The 15,969-nt window shown below is 42.3% G+C and carries 13 protein-coding genes; 8 read left to right on the top strand and 5 right to left on the bottom strand.

What is annotated here, in order from left to right:
* The first annotated feature begins 40 nt into the window (after positions 1-40).
* Positions 41-457, top strand: a complete 417-nt coding sequence (locus AC1XUE_RS18940; RefSeq protein WP_483357553.1) for a T9SS type A sorting domain-containing protein — start codon at positions 41-43, stop codon at positions 455-457.
* Positions 458-523: 66 nt separating this feature from the next.
* Here AC1XUE_RS18940 and AC1XUE_RS18935 read toward each other — a convergent pair whose 3' ends face one another.
* Complete coding sequence (locus AC1XUE_RS18935) at positions 524-1,447, bottom strand: alpha/beta hydrolase (RefSeq protein ID WP_483357552.1); 924 nt, start codon at positions 1,445-1,447, stop codon at positions 524-526.
* 66 nt (positions 1,448-1,513) lie between these two features.
* On the opposite strand from AC1XUE_RS18935, the gene AC1XUE_RS18930 reads away from it, so the two are divergent.
* The gene (locus tag AC1XUE_RS18930) at positions 1,514-1,801 is read left to right on the top strand and encodes a putative quinol monooxygenase (RefSeq protein ID WP_483357551.1); all 288 of its coding nucleotides are present in this window, start codon (positions 1,514-1,516) and stop codon (positions 1,799-1,801) included.
* A 3-nt stretch (positions 1,802-1,804) separates the two neighbouring features.
* On the opposite strand, the gene AC1XUE_RS18925 is transcribed toward AC1XUE_RS18930, so the two are convergent.
* On the bottom strand, positions 1,805-2,389 hold the full coding sequence (locus AC1XUE_RS18925) for a hypothetical protein (RefSeq protein ID WP_483357550.1): 585 nt from the start codon (positions 2,387-2,389) through the stop codon (positions 1,805-1,807).
* A 158-nt stretch (positions 2,390-2,547) separates the two neighbouring features.
* Between AC1XUE_RS18925 and AC1XUE_RS18920 the strand changes: the two genes are divergently transcribed.
* The 3 genes from AC1XUE_RS18920 (at position 2,548) to AC1XUE_RS18910 (ending at position 9,528) form a co-directional block, all read left to right on the top strand.
* Complete coding sequence (locus AC1XUE_RS18920; protein ID WP_483357549.1) at positions 2,548-5,628, top strand: PVC-type heme-binding CxxCH protein; 3,081 nt, start codon at positions 2,548-2,550, stop codon at positions 5,626-5,628.
* Positions 5,629-5,798: 170 nt separating this feature from the next.
* Positions 5,799-8,489 (top strand): PVC-type heme-binding CxxCH protein, encoded by a 2,691-nt coding sequence (locus AC1XUE_RS18915; RefSeq protein WP_483357548.1) that lies wholly within the window; start codon positions 5,799-5,801, stop codon positions 8,487-8,489.
* A 115-nt stretch (positions 8,490-8,604) separates the two neighbouring features.
* The gene (locus tag AC1XUE_RS18910) at positions 8,605-9,528 is read left to right on the top strand and encodes a hydroxypyruvate isomerase family protein (RefSeq protein WP_483357547.1); all 924 of its coding nucleotides are present in this window, start codon (positions 8,605-8,607) and stop codon (positions 9,526-9,528) included.
* Between the two features lie 77 nt (positions 9,529-9,605).
* On the opposite strand, the gene AC1XUE_RS18905 is transcribed toward AC1XUE_RS18910, so the two are convergent.
* Together AC1XUE_RS18905 and AC1XUE_RS18900 are read right to left on the bottom strand one after the other, a co-directional pair.
* Positions 9,606-9,914: an isoamylase early set domain-containing protein gene (locus tag AC1XUE_RS18905; RefSeq protein ID WP_483357546.1), complete on the bottom strand. Its 309-nt coding sequence runs from the start codon at positions 9,912-9,914 to the stop codon at positions 9,606-9,608.
* A 150-nt stretch (positions 9,915-10,064) separates the two neighbouring features.
* Positions 10,065-12,320, bottom strand: coding sequence for a TonB-dependent receptor (locus tag AC1XUE_RS18900; RefSeq protein WP_483357545.1), 2,256 nt, complete (start codon positions 12,318-12,320; stop codon positions 10,065-10,067).
* A gap of 177 nt (positions 12,321-12,497) precedes the next feature.
* On the opposite strand from AC1XUE_RS18900, the gene AC1XUE_RS18895 reads away from it, so the two are divergent.
* Entirely contained in the window at positions 12,498-12,905 is a 408-nt protein-coding gene (locus AC1XUE_RS18895) for a DoxX family protein (protein WP_483357544.1), read from the top strand.
* A 110-nt stretch (positions 12,906-13,015) separates the two neighbouring features.
* On the opposite strand, the gene AC1XUE_RS18890 is transcribed toward AC1XUE_RS18895, so the two are convergent.
* Positions 13,016-13,987 carry an aldo/keto reductase gene (locus AC1XUE_RS18890; RefSeq protein ID WP_483357543.1) on the bottom strand — a complete coding sequence of 324 codons (972 nt, stop codon included), beginning with the start codon at positions 13,985-13,987 and terminating at the stop codon, positions 13,016-13,018.
* A gap of 129 nt (positions 13,988-14,116) precedes the next feature.
* Between AC1XUE_RS18890 and AC1XUE_RS18885 the strand changes: the two genes are divergently transcribed.
* Together AC1XUE_RS18885 and AC1XUE_RS18880 are read left to right on the top strand one after the other, a co-directional pair.
* On the top strand, positions 14,117-14,905 hold the full coding sequence (locus AC1XUE_RS18885) for a M23 family metallopeptidase (RefSeq protein ID WP_483357542.1): 789 nt from the start codon (positions 14,117-14,119) through the stop codon (positions 14,903-14,905).
* Between the two features lie 409 nt (positions 14,906-15,314).
* Positions 15,315-15,923: a Cj0371 family chemotaxis-regulating polar lipoprotein gene (locus tag AC1XUE_RS18880; RefSeq protein WP_483357541.1), complete on the top strand. Its 609-nt coding sequence runs from the start codon at positions 15,315-15,317 to the stop codon at positions 15,921-15,923.
* Positions 15,924-15,969 lie beyond the last annotated feature (46 nt).

Raw genomic sequence — 15,969 nt, 5'->3', positions numbered from 1 at the left:
AAATATTAATAAAATATACACCTGAGTAACCTTCATAGCCATGAGAAAATTATTAAAAAACTTCGTCCTTGCCGCTTGCGGTGTCATTCTAATCAATGCCTCTTCTTTTGCCGCTCCATTCGATGTTAAAAAAGAATGTAAAAACAACAGCTGCGAGAATTTTAAAGTAGGTATATATCGTGTTAAAAATACGCTCACAATGAATGTATTGATGGAAAAGCAGAAAGGAGAAAGTGTAAAATTACGTTTACTCGATAGCAAAGGAAAAGTTGTTCATGAAGAGAAATTTTCTAAATCGCTGGAAAAGTTTGGCAGGAAACTGAACTTCTCAGAAGTAACCGACGGTAGATATACGCTTGAAATTTCAGATGAAAAAGAAATGATTGTAAAGAAGATCAACCTTTCTACCAATGAAGTGACCGAATCGTCTACCCGAACACTAATTGCCATGAACTGATCAATTAAAGAGTTTACAGAATGAGCTGAATTTCATCCTGTAAACTCTTTAGTTTTTATCAATTTTTTATTTGCTGTAACCCATTGCTTTCAACCATCCTTCCAGAGCATCAGGCCAGTTTTGTAAAGATCCTTTTCCTTCTGTACGGAAGCCATATCCATGTCCACCAGTAGGATACAGGTGCATTTCAGCCGGAGTTTTAAATTTTTTCAGTGCCAGGTAATATTCTATGCTATTTTCTACCGGCACAGCTCCATCATCCATAGTATGTACAAGAAATGCAGGTGGTGTTTTTTCAGATACCTGTAATTCATTCGAATAATATTTGATCAATTCCTCTGATTTGTCAGGCCCTAATAAGTTGTCACGCGATCCGCCGTGGGATATTTTTTGAGACAAAGAAATCACCGGGTAGATCAGGAGGGAGAAGTCAGGTTTAGCCTGTTCCGATGCTTTTGCTCCCATATTATAATGAGTTGAAAGAGTTGCTGCTAAGTGCCCTCCCGCAGAAAATCCCATTACTCCGATTTTATTAGGATCAATATTCCATTTGTCAGCGTTTTTTCGAATAAGCTCTATTCCCTGCATCGCATCCATGAGAGGAACTTCATGTTGTTTGGTCATTGCTTTTTCGTTGGGCAGACGATATTTGAGCACAAAAGCAGATATACCACGGTCGTTAAACCACTTTGCAAAATCGCTGCCTTCGTGAGAAGCGGCCAATATTCCATATCCTCCGCCCGGACAGATCATCACTGCTGCGCCTGTAGCCTTCTCTTTCGGAACAATATAGGCTGTGATTGTGGGTACAGTAACACCACTGATCCGCAATATACCTTTGTCATCCGTTACAGATTTTTCTTGTATATCACTGTTTTTAAAATTGGGTATTTTGCCGTCAGGCCAAAGATTGATAACTTCGGTTTGAGCCATAGATTGAAAAGCAAAAGCCATCAGGCTTAATACAAGAGGTAATTTAAGTTTCATCATTTAAGTTTTTTTGAAAAGACGCAGTTGCCGGCTATATACCCTGTTGTTTTAATACATACCTGATCTATGATTGTGAGAATTGTGCGAATGACTTTCGCAACAGGAAACGCAGATACTTTCCGTACTATTTTTGAAACACATTATGAAGCCATTCTGGCTATGAAAGGTTGTAGCCATCTTGAACTCTTGCAGGATGTTGACGATCCGGATGTGCTTATCACATATAGTCATTGGGAATCTGTACAGGATCTGGACGCCTACCGCCAGACTGACTTTTTCACTGTTGTGTGGACAAAAACCAAAGCACTGTTCATAGAAGAGGCTGTCGCCTTCTCCATGAAACAGGTTATTTGATGGCTATTGCCGTGCCGGATTGATCATAATGTGCGCACGATGTGTTCCAGGGTCCATAATCCAGGGCATTCCTTCTGCATCTGGTTTAAGCGGTAGTCCAGTGCTTTCTGATGTGGCAAAAGGTATATAAATGACGTACCGCAAATAGCTGTTTTTAAGATCACCGGTTGCTGTCTCATATTGGTCTTTTTTGCCAGACAATACATATAACGTAGAGGGCTGTTTTGGCATTTTCAGTGTACCGTCTTTCACCTCTTTTTCTCTGATATCAAAAATGTCTTTCTGACTTTTGCCTTCTTTGGTAAGCTTTCTTCCCCGCTCCATAAAGCTGTCGAGATCTTTGTGATAGCATGATACGCCAATGTCTTCTTTTTTAGGATCATCTGCCAGACATACAAAATCATTTGTCCCCTCCCGTAATACCTTAAATGTGCCGTCAGATGCATACCCGTAAACTTTTGCTCCGTCACGTTTGTCGAGCGGTGCTGCAAGAACAGCTGTCTTGATCTGTATAACATCTGGCAATGTTTGAGCATTCAGTATAAAAGGTGCTAAAAATGCAGGGATCGTAAAAAAAATAGAGTTCATGTGTAATTATGACAATTAATAATCTGTAGTTGCTTAAATTTACCAATATTTATTCGAATAATAATAATACTTTTACTCAGTTTATTCCATTAGGTAAAGCTATCGCTGAGATTAATTTGTATCCGAAAGCGTCTGATACTTAAAATTATAATTACTACATGAACTTCAAAAAATCTTTGGGACTGGCAGTTGCCGGTGGTGCTTTACTAAGTCTTTCTATAGCATCTTTTCAGCGTTCCAATCCAAGTACAGCGGACAAACTGACTTTGGATAGTTTGTATAAGGATCTGACAGATGCACAAAAAAGGTCTCCAAAGTATGCCGTTGCAGGTTTGACTTTGACTGAGGGTCTGGAAGCATCACTTTTCGCTTCCGAACCCACTATTACCAATCCAACTAATATAGATGTGGATCATCTGGGGAGAGTCTGGGTTTGCGAAGCATATAATTACCGCCCTGCTATTAATGGCAATCCGACCAAAGATGAGGGTGACCGTATTGTAATCCTTGAAGATACAAACGGAGATGGAAAGTCGGATAAAACAACGGTGTTTTATCAGGGAAAAGAAATCAATTCTCCATTAGGGATTTGGGTAATGGGGAATCAGGTTGTGGTTTCGCAAAGTCCATATGTGTGGCTGTTTACGGATAGTGACGGAGATGGTAAGGCAGATAAAAAAGAGGTTATTTTCGAAGGCGTTGGCGGCGAACAGCATGACCATGGTATGCATGCATTCACTCTGGGGCCGGATGGAAAATTATATTTCAATTTTGGAAACGAAGGTGGTCAGTTGCTGGGTAGGGACGGTAAACCTGTCGTAGGAAAAGATGGTAAAGCAATTGATTTCAAAAAAATAAAGCAGGGAATTGTTTTTCGTTGCGATCCTGATTTTAAGAACGTTGAAGTGCTGGGTCATAATTTTAGAAATAATTATGAGGTCGCTGTAGATAGCTACGGCACGATGTGGCAGTCGGACAACGATGATGACGGTAATAAAGGTGTACGTATCAATTATGTGATGCAACACGGTAATTACGGATATACTGATGAAATGACCGGCGCTGGCTGGAGAGCAAATCGTACAAATATGGAAGATTCCATTCCATATCGTCACTGGCATTTGAATGATCCGGGAGTGGTTCCCAACCTCCTCCAGACGGGATCTGGCTCTCCTACAGGTATGGTTGTGTACGAAGGAAATTTGTTGCCGAAGGCCTTCCAGGGGCAGATGATTCACTGTGAACCGGGACATAACGTGGTTCGTTCCTATCCAGTTCAAAAACAAGGTGCCGGATATAGTGCTAAAATTGTGAATATTGTAGATGGGAAAAGAGATCAGTGGTTCCGTCCTTCGGATGTCTGCGTGGCACCAGATGGCTCATTGATTGTGTCTGACTGGTATGATCCGGGAGTAGGGGGGCATCAGGCTGGTGATCAGAGCAAAGGGCGTTTGTACCGAATCGCACCTGTCAATATACCCTATCGCATTCCAAAAAGTGATTTTTCAACTCCAGCCGGCGCTGTCGCAGCTTTGCAAAGTCCCAACCTTTCAGTGAGATATCTGGCATGGGACGCCTTGACAAAATTGGGCAAAGGTGCTGTTTCTGAGTTAGAAAAGGTATATGATAATAAAGAAAACCCAAGAATGCAGGCACGTGCACTTTGGGCTTTAAGTCATATCGATAAGTCGAATACTACATACCTGGAAACCGCTGTCAAAAGTACCAATCCTGATTTAAGAATTACCGCGTTGAGAATTGTGAAACAAAGCAGAACACAGCAACTGGGTAAGTTCCTTGCCATGTTGGTAAATGACGCTGAACCACAAGTAAGACGTGAGTGTGCATTGGCTATTTATGGAGACAATACACCTGAAATGGCAGCATACTGGGTAAAGCTTGCACAGCAATATGACGGAAAAGACAGATGGTATCTTGAAGCATTGGGAATAGGTGCAGAAGGGCAATGGGATAGTTTCTTTAAAGCATGGATTACTGCCGTTGGCGCTAATCCAACTTCAACAGAGGCGGGCAAAGATATCGTTTGGAGGTCAAGAAGTAAAGAGTCTGTCGGTTTATTGGCTTCTCTGGCGAGCGACGAATCAGTGGATCTGAAAAGTCGTCTGAGATACTTCCGCGCTTTTGATTTCAATTCTGGTGGCAAAGAAAAATCTGCTGCCTTGCTGAAAATCATGAAAGGAAAAGCCACCAACCAGGTTGAAATCAGCAATCTGGCATTACGCCACCTGGATCCTGCTTTTGTGAAACAATCTGCCGATGCGCAGGCTGCTTTGAAAAAAGTATTGGATGCGAATTATGGCAATGGAGTTTATATGGAGCTTGTTTCCCGGTATGACCTGGCTTCGGAAAACAAAAGATTGCTTGATCTGGCATTGTCTAAATCCAATGAAAACCTGGGCAGGCAAGCAGGACAGCAACTGCTCAAACAGGGGGGGAGTGCACTGATATGGAGCACAATCAAAGGCAAAGATCAAACAAAGGGAGAAAATATACTTGCTTCTATCAAAGGAGTAGGTAACAAAGAATCTTTGGGTATTCTGGAAAGTGTGACTACTGATGCGAAATATGGTTTGCCTTTAAGAACAGCCGCCGTAAAGGCAATGGGTGGGACGATGAATGGAGAAGATCAGGTTTTGATTTTGTTGAAAGAAGGTAAAATAGCTGGTGAGCTGAAAGCGGCTGCAGTGCAAGGGGTGAGTGGAGCATGGAGGAAAGCAGTGAAGGTAGAAGCTGCCAAATATCTGCAGGAAGAGGGCACTGTCGTAAAGAAACACCCTGCTATAAAAGAACTGATTACCATGAAAGGTAATGTTGCTAAAGGAAAAGATGTTTTTGCCATGTACTGCTCAGTTTGCCATCAGGTAAATGGTGATGGAATGGATTTCGGGCCGAAACTTTCTGAAATCGGAGACAAGCTGCCTAAGGAAGCGCTGTATGCAGCCATATTTGATCCGAGTGCAGGTATCGGTTTTGGTTATGAAGGTTTTGAAATTGCCTTTAAAGATGGTTCTACTGTATCAGGAATTATATCAAGCAAAACAGAAACTGATCTTTTGGTTAAATTTCCGGGAGGCGCCACGCAGGAATATAAAATGTCGCAGGTGAAGTCGATCAAACAAATGAAGGATTCGATGATGCCAGCAGGACTTCAGGATGCGATGAGTACTGAGGAGCTGGTAAACCTGACGGAATATATGACTAGTTTGAAAAAGAAATAGGATTAGTTAAAGTTTAAGAAGTGAGAGCTGGTTCAGGTGAGTCAGCTCTCGCTTTTTTGTGCCAGATCAATAATTTACAGGTCCTGTTGTCAACTTTGATTTCTTAATCCCAGAAACAACAGGTAATTTTGATTGTTTTTTGATTAGTGGCCGCGATATTATAGTACATTTTGAAACGACTTAATTTAAAGGGAATTAGCTGGTTTTTTGCTACAAGCTTTTTTCTTCTCCATACTTCCGGATTTTCCCAAATTTCCGATTCTCTTGTAGTAACACATCCTGATTCTATTTATGCACGATTCTCGGAGGCTGAAAAACGCTTTTCGATCAATGCAGCAATGGGTATTGAGCCAGCAGATGGAATCGAGGCAACACTTTTCGCTTCTGAACCCAATCTTGTCAACCCCACCAGTATTGATGTCGATCACCGTGGGCGTGTATGGGTTTTGGAAGGATATAATTACCGGCCTGCAGTAAATGGGAAGTCGGAGCTGGGCATGGGTGATCGAATTCTGATCCTTGAAGATAAAGATGGTGATGGCAAAGCGGATGTAACAAAAGTATTTTATCAGGGACCTGAGATTAATGCGCCAATGGGTATATGGGTGATGGGCAACAAAGCGATTGTTTCTCAAAGTCCGTATGTCTGGCTTTTTACAGATACGGATGGCGACGATAAAGCTGACAAAAAAGAGATACTTTTTAAAGGTATAGGAGGTGCTCAGAATGATGCCGGGATTCACTCTTTCGTTTTTGGTCCGGATGGTAAGTTTTATTTCAACTATGGCAACGCAGGGCGGCAACTGGTGGATGGCCAGGATCGGCCCTTACTTGACAAGTATGAAAGACCCATTGATTTCAGGCAATATAAGCAGGGCGTAGTATTCCGTTGCACGCAGGATTTCAGAAAAGTCGAAATTCTTGCAGAAAATTTCCGAAATGGCTTTGAATTGGCTGTTGATAGTTATGGTACTGTCTGGCAGTCGGACCAGGAGGAACCTGGAAATGCCGGAGACCGTGTATCCTATGTCATGGAAAACGGTAATTTTGGTTACGTCGATGAAATGAACAACAATAGTTGGCGCATTAACAGAACCAATCTGGAGGATGAAATACCACGCAGGCACTGGCACCAGAATGATCCCGGCGTAGTACCCAATCTGGTAGAAACAGGATCAGGATTTCCTATGGGGATGACGATTTATGAAGGCGATTTATTACCACGACGTTTCTGGGATCAGATTATCCTGGCAGATGCAGGATTAAATTCGGTTAATGCTTTTCCTGTAAAAGATGAAGGAGCAGGCTTTAAGTCAACCGGTATTCTCCCTTTGGTGGAAGGAAAGCGCGATAAATGGTTCAGGCCTTCAGATGTTTGTGTAGCTCCTGATGGTTCGCTGATTGTTTCTGACTGGTACGATTCTGTCATAGGTAATCATAAGATGAAAGATAAAAGTCGGGGGCGTTTGTATCGGATCGCACCTCCGGGCACACCTTACACCATTCCCAATTATGATCTTACATCTCCTGCTGAGGCAGTAAAAGCATTGCAGAGCCCTAATTTATCTATGCGATATATGGCCTGGAACGCATGTGTTAAACTAGGCTGGCAGGCGGAAGATGAGCTTGAAAATCTATTTCGGGATCCTGCTGTAAATCCACGCTTGCGTGCACGTGCGCTTTGGGTGCTGAATAATATTGAAGGTTTTAATTACCGCAATCTTGACATTGCATTCAGAGAATTGAACCACAACCTAAGAATCGTGGCCTTACGTGCGGTACGTCAGCGAAATAGTGATCCTACGGAATATATCAAAAGACTTACTTCTGATCCGCATCCACAGGTACGCAGGGAATGTGCTCTGGCAATTAATCACAACCACACTTACGAGGCATTGGATGTTTGGCTGCAGCTGGCAAAACAGTATAAAGGTCATGATCGTTGGTCGGTGGAGGCATTAAGTATTGGTGCATTCGATCAATGGGAGCGCATATTTCCTGCCTGGCTGGAACGCGCCGGACCTAAACCTGAACTTACGCCTGCAGGAAAGGACATCATATGGCTGGCCCGTACCCGAAAAGCAATCCCATATCTGACAACGCTTGCTTCTGATACGGCTGTCAGCTTTAAAGAAAGACTTCGCTATTTCAGAGCTTTCGATTTTTTTCATGCGGGTTATGAAAAAACACAAGCGTTGCTTCATGTGCTGGAAGTTCCTGCTTCTGATCGTATTCAGGTAAGCAAGCTGGCATTATTACATTTGGATAAATCGTTTGTCAGTAATTCTCAGCAAGGACTTACGGCTTTAAATAAACTTCTGGACGAAACCTATGGTACAGAAGATTACATCGAACTGGTGGAGCGCTATGAGCCTACAACTGAAAATGACAGACTGTTCAGGCTGGCGTTGGAAAAACACAATGAAGTAATAGGTAGAGATGCCGGAAAACTGTTGCTGGAGCAAGCTGGTGTTACTTCAATATCGGAGAAATTGTCTCGATTGCCTGAAGATAAAAAAATAGCGCTGCTCGCATCTATCAGAACATCCGGTAGTACTGAGGCAATCTATCTGCTGCAAAAAGCAGCTTTGAATCAAGGTGAATCAAGAGACGTTCAGGCAAGTGCCGCACGTTTTTTAGGCGGCAGCTGGCCGGGCGAAGATGTAGCGATAAAATTGTTGAAATCAAATCAGTTGAATGGAGACATAAAAGACGCCGCGGTTGACGGATTAAAGAATGCTTTCCGGGAAGAGATCAGAACAGAATTGATGCCATTTCTTCCAAAGCCAGTCGAGGTCGTTTCAACACCGGATGAACCTACTGACATTAAATCAAAGCGCAAACGTCGTAAACGCAGGTAAACTTTTCAACTGGAAAGATGTCTGTTTTGAAAATTGAAATATAGATTGAAACGGCTTTTGGGGTATATTAGGGTTCCAATTCCCTTTACGTTTTAAACATAACATCAGGAAGAATATGCTTCGCAGAAATTTTGTGAAATCTACACTAGGTATAGCCGGTGCGGTAGCTGCCGGTGAAACTTTCGCCCGACCATCAGGCCCCGCTGCAAAAAATCAGTTTAAACTCAAATATGCATCTCATTTTGGGATGTTCCAGAACTCAGCCGGAAAAGACGTGATTGACCAGCTGAAGTTCATGGCTGACAATGGCTTTATGGCTTTGGAGGACAATGGTATGATGGGCAGACCTGTGGAAGAGCAGGAGAAGATTGCAAAAGAAATGGCTCGCCTCAAAATGGAGATGGGGGTTTTTGTCGTAGATAAAGGGGGCAACGGAGCGAATACCCTGGCGGCAGGTAAAAAAGAGTATGTTGATATTTTTTTAAACGGCTGTAAAAAAGCGGTTGAAGTTGCTAAGCGTGTTAATGCAAAATGGATGACCGTTGTACCGGGTGACTTCGAGCGCAATCTACCAATAGGTGTGCAAACAGGTCATGTAATTGACGCCCTTCGACGTGGTGCGGAGATCCTGGAGCCGCACGGGCTTGTAATGGTACTTGAACCACTGAGCGATACACCCAATTTGTTTTTACGTACTTCTGAGCAAACCTATGAGATTTGTCGTGGTGTGAACAGTAAATCTTGTAAGATCCTGTATGACATTTATCACATGCAGAAAAATGAAGGTCGTTTGATCTATAATATTGATAAAACCTGGAGTGAGATTGATTACTTCCAGATTGGTGACGAACCAGGAAGAAAAGAACCTACAACGGGTGAGATCAATTTTAAGAATGTGTTCAAATATATTTACGACCGAAGCAAGAAGGAAAACAAGTCGTTCATTATGGGAATGGAACACGGAAATTCTCAATCAGGAAAAGAAGGAGAAGAAGCTTTGATTAAAGCATATCAGGAAAGCGATGCTTTCAAAATATAAGACTTTAAGCTATTTCAAATGAGCATAAAAAAGCTGAAACGGCATATGTCAGTTTCAGCTTTTTTGTGATGTTTCAATTAAAGTACAACTACTGAATTTTCAGTAGCATCTACTCCTGCGGGTACATATTTGTCTGCTTCCCAGTCGTTCTCCCACTTATCATCGTCAAGGATGTAGCGGAACTGATATTCTCCTGCTGCTAGTTCAAGACTTGTTTTGAAAGAACCATCTTTCTGCTTTTTTAATGCGATAGCTTCTTCAGGATTCCAGCCATTGAATTCACCCACAAGCGCTACTTTTTTAGTCTCAGCAACTGCCTCAGCAGGTACCGTAAAGGTTACTTTATAGAGGGATTTGCTCTTTACGAACGTCTTTGTTAATGCCATGTTTTCGTAGTGTTTTTTTAGTGATGGCACAAATATACAATCATAGATTATTCAATGCAATGAATATCAGTATAATATACGTTTTCATTCTTTGAAAAATTATATCATTTTGGGTGTCAAGCTATTTCTTGTACAATTTTTTATACAATTTCAGCGAAATGTATAGCGCATTCCCAGAAATGTCCTTCGTCCCTGATTAGGAGCGAAAACGTAGGAGGGGTCAAAAGTAAGCCTGTAAGGATTTTCCGGTGTAGCAATTACCTGTCCCTGCTGGTCAAAGCTAACATCTTTATCAAATGGGTCGAATGAGCGGGCGATGGAGTTGGATGGCGGAGTAAAGTTCAGCAGGTTTTTTACACCTCCATATAGCTCTAAACCATTGTTAAATTTTTTTGTGATCTGCAGGTTTTGTAGCGACCAGAAAGGAGAATTGGCTGCTCTGGGATCTTCATCGCTTAGCAAAGGCAGGCGCATGGGACTGTAGATATTCCCGGTGTAGTCGAATGATAACCCTGATTTCGCCATTTCGTAGGATAAGGACCAGATGCCTGTAAATCTTTCAGTCAGTACAGGGCGAAACTTCACTCCATTTTCTTTTTGGAAGTTTTCCATATAAGTACCTCCGGCAATGATTTTGAGCGGAAAAGGAAAGTTGAAATCCAGATTCAGACTGATGCCTTTTGATACCGCGTAACCGTCAAGGTTGTCGTAAATGATCTGATTGGGATTGGTATCATAGTCAGGTAAGATACGATTGGTGAAATGTGTGTAAAAAAGAGAAGCATCAAGGCCTACGAAAGAATTGCCGGTCACAATTTTTTTGACAAAATTAAGATTGGCATTCCAGCTTTGTTCGGGATTGAGTGCTTCTTTGATAATTACATCCCGGGACCCGGTCAGGGCAGCGTGGTCCTCTGTAAACAGATTCACGATTCGGAATCCACGGCCGATATTCAACCTGACCACGTCCGTCTGGTTAAATTTGTATTTGTACGCCATACGTGGTGTAAATATGCTGCCATGCCTGCTATTGTAATCGTATCGGGCACCAAGCAGCAAGGTATGCTTGCCGAAGTTCATCTCATCCTGGACAAACGCTCCCGGAAGATATATCTGGTCGGCATGGTCTTGTCCCTCAGCACGTCGTGTAGCCGGTGTATTATCATTATAGTAAGTGTAACGGAACGGCGTTCCGAAAAGAAGATTGTGCTTACCTAACTCTTTATCCCACAGTAACTGGGCAAATGCAATTTTTTGGTCAGCCAGATACGGCACATCTCCGTAAACTGAATTTTGGTTATGAGAACTAAAAGAATACTGTAATGTAACCTTCTCATGTATGGGTAGCTCGTAGCTTCCCATTATTTCGTACCTTTTTGTATAGATGCTTTCGCCATACACTTCGTCACCTCCACGGTAAGATTTGTTCCAGTTCATTTGTCCTCCCCATCGGTCTTCGTAATAATAGCGGGCAGCAATACTGGCTGTTTTGTTATCGGGAAGAGAAAACGACCATTTATTGAATACCGAGATCCGGTTCTGCAGAGTGAGGTCTGTAAATCCGTCGTTATTATTGTCTATCGGGCGTTGATAGTTGAAGTAGTTGACCCCAACCAGCGAACTTACTTTTGGGCCCGGTGTTAATTTTACACCGAGATCCACATTGTAATCAAGCCAGGACGTACTAAATACATCTGCAGAGAAAAGAGGAGCTTTGGATGGATTTTTTGTAATGATGTTGATTAATCCTCCTACAGCTTCTGAGCCATAGAGCGTAGAAGCAGGACCTTTTACAATTTCCACACGATCGATCAAACTGTTTGGAATTCCCGAAAGCCCATAAACAGTCGATAAACCGCTCACCATCGGCATGCCATCTATCAGTACCATGGTATAGGGCCCTTCCAAGCCATTCATGTGGATGTCGCCCGTATTGCACACATTGCAATTCAGTTGAGGACGAACACCATTCACATAACTGAGTCCTTCGAAAATGCTGGAAACCGGATTTTTATATAAAAATTTCGCAGTAATAATATCTACGGGAACAGGGCTATCGAGTTTGGAAACTTCTTTCATTGTTCCTGTTACCACAACCTCATTTAGCGCATTGGCTCCTTGCTTCAGCGTAAAATCTTTCCTCGTGTCTTTATTGATACGAAAGTTCTTTTCCGTCACAGAAGGATATGCAATGTAGCTTATTTTGAGTGTGTATGTACCTGAAGGAATGTGAGAGATGGCAAAGTTTCCTGTTGTGTCGGCCGTAGCCCCCGAGCCAAGTTCCTGTATGAAAATGGATGCACCAAATGCAGGATCTTGCCCGTCCAGCGTAATCTTTCCTGATAGCGTGTGCTGGGCAAAGCTGGCAATAGAAAGGAAGTTTAGCAAAAGTATAAGCAACTTCATATAGAATTCAAATTATTTATTTAACTAGGTCTAGATATAAATTTAGGTAAACCTAAAAATAAAACTTGATAAATAAAAATGTGCAACACTGTTGCATCGATAGATTATTAAAAGAATTTTTCGTTTTATTTACGGTTCGGGAAATGACCGGTTTTAAAGTAATTAATTGGACTTACTATGTTTAAAAGATTTTTGAAGCCCACCCATCTGCCCGCAGGTGCGGATTGGGGAGTTTTAATATTGAGGGTAGGTATATCTGCGATGATGCTTACACATGGCATGCCAAAACTCAACAAACTGATGAATGGAGAACATGGCTTTGCAGATCCTATCGGGATAGGTGAGCTACCATCATTGATCCTGGCTGTAGGAGCAGAAGTAATCTGTTCTTTATTACTGATTTTAGGTCTTGCTTCCCGGGTGGTACTTATTCCATTGATATTTACAATGTTTATGGCATTGTTCGTTATTCATGCCAATGATCCTTACGACGTAAAAGAACACGCTTTGCTGTTTCTTGTGCCGTATATTACCTTGTTTCTGACAGGGCCGGGAAGGATCTCACTGGACAAGAAGCTGTTTTAGGAATATCAATTTATTTAGTTGCTTTTAACAAGTAAAAGGCTTTCGACATGCTCAGACTGATAACAGTTACGATGAGCTTGTCGAAGGCCTTTAGCATTTAAAGCTTTTGACTATTGTGACCATTCCGTTGGTTTGCGATCCCATCGGTGGTTCTTCATGTTTTCCGCCACTTCGTTAGTCAGTCTTACGCCGTCACTTGCAGCCACATTGGATCTTACGTGTGGCAACTTGCGCATCCCCGGAATGGTGGTATGAACATCGGGATTATTGAGAATAAAGCGTAATGCCAACTCCGGCATATTCATTCCTTCCGGAATATCTTTGCGCAGTGCTTCTGCATGGTCAACACTGGAATTCAGATTTTCAGGTACGAAATAGGTTTTCCTCCAGTCGCCTTCGGGAAAAGTCGTTTCTTTGGTAAGCAAACCGGTCAGAGTTCCTTCATCAAAAGGTACGCGTGCAATAACAGCGATATCCATTTCTCTACATAATGGAAAGAGATTATCCTCTGGTGCCTGATCAAAGATGTTATAAATGACCTGCACACTGTCAATCAAACCCGTTTTAATGGTTTCCAGCGCATTATCAGGTTCCCATCTGTTCACACTGATTCCCCAGCGCTCAACCTTGCCTTCTTTGGTTAGCCTTTGTACAGCTTCTTTCCATTCATCCTGCTGCGCCCAGCTATCTTCCCACACGTGGAATTGAAGCAAGTCTATCTTTTCTGTTCCGAGATTCTGCAAGCTTTTTTCAGCGTATTCAATAATATAATCAGCTGGAAATACTTCGTTCAGCTTAAATTCCGGACGGGAAGGCCATGCTCTGTTCTTAGGTGGAATCTTGGTGGCGGCGTAAAGCTTTTTATCGGGATTTCTTTTAATAAGTTCTCCAAGAATCTTTTCGCTCAGCCCTTCAGCATAACCCCATGCGGTATCAAAGAAGTTTACACCCGATTCTACAGCCAGATCAAGAGAGTCATCCGTTTCTTTTCGGTCTGATCCGGTCCAGCCGGCCAAACCCCACATTCCGTATCCGATTTCGCTTACCTGCCAGTCAGTGCGTCCAAAACGACGATATTGCATTTTACTAATGTTTTAGTGATGGTGACCAAAGAAGTTTCGGGCACGTTTTTAATGTAATAAGACTACTTTTGTTGCAATTTATTATTTTTAAAGAGGCGGTCAGCAGTTCGTTTAAAATTTAAGTTTAAAGTGATTAAATCAGGATTGGTGACGAAAAGGATAGTACAAATGACTGTGAAAGGGGTGGCAGGGATATTGTTGATTTTATGTGTTTCCGGCATGGTATCCAGCAGCAGCAATGGAGAGAAGGCAGCGGAATATTGTAATGCTTTTCGTCAGATTCAGATTGACATACGCGATGGGGTGATTACGCCGGATTCTGCCAGTTATGCATTTCGGACGGTAATGAAAAAGTTGAGGACTTTATATAACCGTGATTCCTGCGTTGCAATCGATTCCTCTTATTTTGTTTTTCCGGTCAGAAGCTACACGCCCAGAGAATCGATCGGAGGTAAAGGCAGAGGATACAGACCAAACGGTTTTGATCTGTTCGACATGAATGTGAAAGGCAGTCATCCGGCACACGATATTTTCGTGCGTGATAAAAACCAGGACAATCTGGATGATCGAACCTGGCAACCTGTAGATGTACTTGCGTTCACGTCGGGGTTGGTGGTAGCTACAGAACACAGCTGGAAATATGATAGTGAATTACGAGGTGGAAACTGGATTTGGATCTATGACCCCTGTCTTGATGGATTGTTTTTCTATGCGCACAATAACATTGTTAGTGTAACTACAGGACAATGGGTACATGCAGGAGATAAAATTGCTGAAATGGGACGATCAGGTTACAATGCTTACCAGAAGCGATCTCCAACGCACCTGCACTTGATGTATCTGAGTCTGGACGAGAATGGTAACCCTGAGCCTGACAATACTTACCAATGGCTGCTAAACTCAAGGGTAACTGAATAAAGTTATGCGTGAATTATGTTCACAGTAGATGATGCTGATATAGCGATTATAGAAGCCTGCTACCTGTCCAATTATAACTTCAAATTAAAAGCATAAATTCTTGATCAAAATATCCATGCTGTATGTTTGATGCCCCATGTGTACACGAAACTCAGCGATCCGTTCAGATTTGCTGAAGCGCTTGAAAAGATTGAAGATAGGGTCTGATATTTGCTGTATCTGAAAGAATGCAACATGGATAGTATCCTTTTGCAATTGGTAATATGGCCTGTTTTTTATATATTGTTGTCACCATTTATCTGCATTAAAGATTTTTGATCCGGTTATTCCACCATCTGAAATATTCTGATCTGGTGTTTATCAGCACAGTATTAAATTTGGAATTCGGATCGCTTAAAAACCCAATACTATGACAAATTTAAGGAGGGGAGCCTTTATTAAGAAGGCAAAAGATATCAGCATTAATGGAGCACTTGCTTTGGCATTATTATCATCGGGATTTATGATGCCGGGTTGTTCTGGTAGTCAGGAAGATGAGGCGGATTACAGCTATGAGGAAACTACCTATTCCAAGGGAATACGTTCACATATTAAAGAAGTGAAACCAGGCGAGTTCAAAATCACAGATGAGGAAGCCGTGGATCCCGAAAAGTCACTGGCAATTGTTACCTATCTAGATGGACATACGGATTCTCTGAGTACAACTGCTGCTAAGGCTTTGATTGATGAGGAGATACGCACCAACGAATCGCGTGTTGGTCATCATAGTGGCTTGTCTAGCATGTTGTTGTATGGAGGAATGGGATATATGCTCGGCCGTAGCATGAATAATGGCTATATGAATAACTATCGTGGCGGAGATTCACGCGGGTTTTATGCCAACCCGGGAGCTTATGATAAATCTCAAAATGCGGTGAGGGCGGTTGATGGATCCCGCTCCACCAGAGTTGTCAATACACGTCCTTCGGGTGGTAGAAGTGGGTTTTTCGGTCGGTCTTCCGGAAGAAGCGGAGGCTAATTAATTTTTTTAAGCAAGAAAACTTAATAGCTCTGTAGTTCGCTAT

This window comes from Dyadobacter sp. HNCC25DJ187, from assembly GCF_056895255.1.
This window is presented reverse-complemented; position numbering and strand designations above follow the sequence as displayed.

Coding starts and splice junctions, on each gene's coding strand:
- AC1XUE_RS18940 (WP_483357553.1), top strand. CDS start 41: ATGAGAAAATTATTAAAAAACTTCGTCCTTGCCGCTTGCGGTGTCATT.
- AC1XUE_RS18935 (WP_483357552.1), bottom strand. CDS start 1,447: ATGATGAAACTTAAATTACCTCTTGTATTAAGCCTGATGGCTTTTGCT.
- AC1XUE_RS18930 (WP_483357551.1), top strand. CDS start 1,514: ATGATTGTGAGAATTGTGCGAATGACTTTCGCAACAGGAAACGCAGAT.
- AC1XUE_RS18925 (WP_483357550.1), bottom strand. CDS start 2,389: ATGAACTCTATTTTTTTTACGATCCCTGCATTTTTAGCACCTTTTATA.
- AC1XUE_RS18920 (WP_483357549.1), top strand. CDS start 2,548: ATGAACTTCAAAAAATCTTTGGGACTGGCAGTTGCCGGTGGTGCTTTA.
- AC1XUE_RS18910 (WP_483357547.1), top strand. CDS start 8,605: ATGCTTCGCAGAAATTTTGTGAAATCTACACTAGGTATAGCCGGTGCG.
- AC1XUE_RS18905 (WP_483357546.1), bottom strand. CDS start 9,914: ATGGCATTAACAAAGACGTTCGTAAAGAGCAAATCCCTCTATAAAGTA.
- AC1XUE_RS18900 (WP_483357545.1), bottom strand. CDS start 12,320: ATGAAGTTGCTTATACTTTTGCTAAACTTCCTTTCTATTGCCAGCTTT.
- AC1XUE_RS18895 (WP_483357544.1), top strand. CDS start 12,498: ATGTTTAAAAGATTTTTGAAGCCCACCCATCTGCCCGCAGGTGCGGAT.
- AC1XUE_RS18890 (WP_483357543.1), bottom strand. CDS start 13,987: ATGCAATATCGTCGTTTTGGACGCACTGACTGGCAGGTAAGCGAAATC.
- AC1XUE_RS18880 (WP_483357541.1), top strand. CDS start 15,315: ATGACAAATTTAAGGAGGGGAGCCTTTATTAAGAAGGCAAAAGATATC.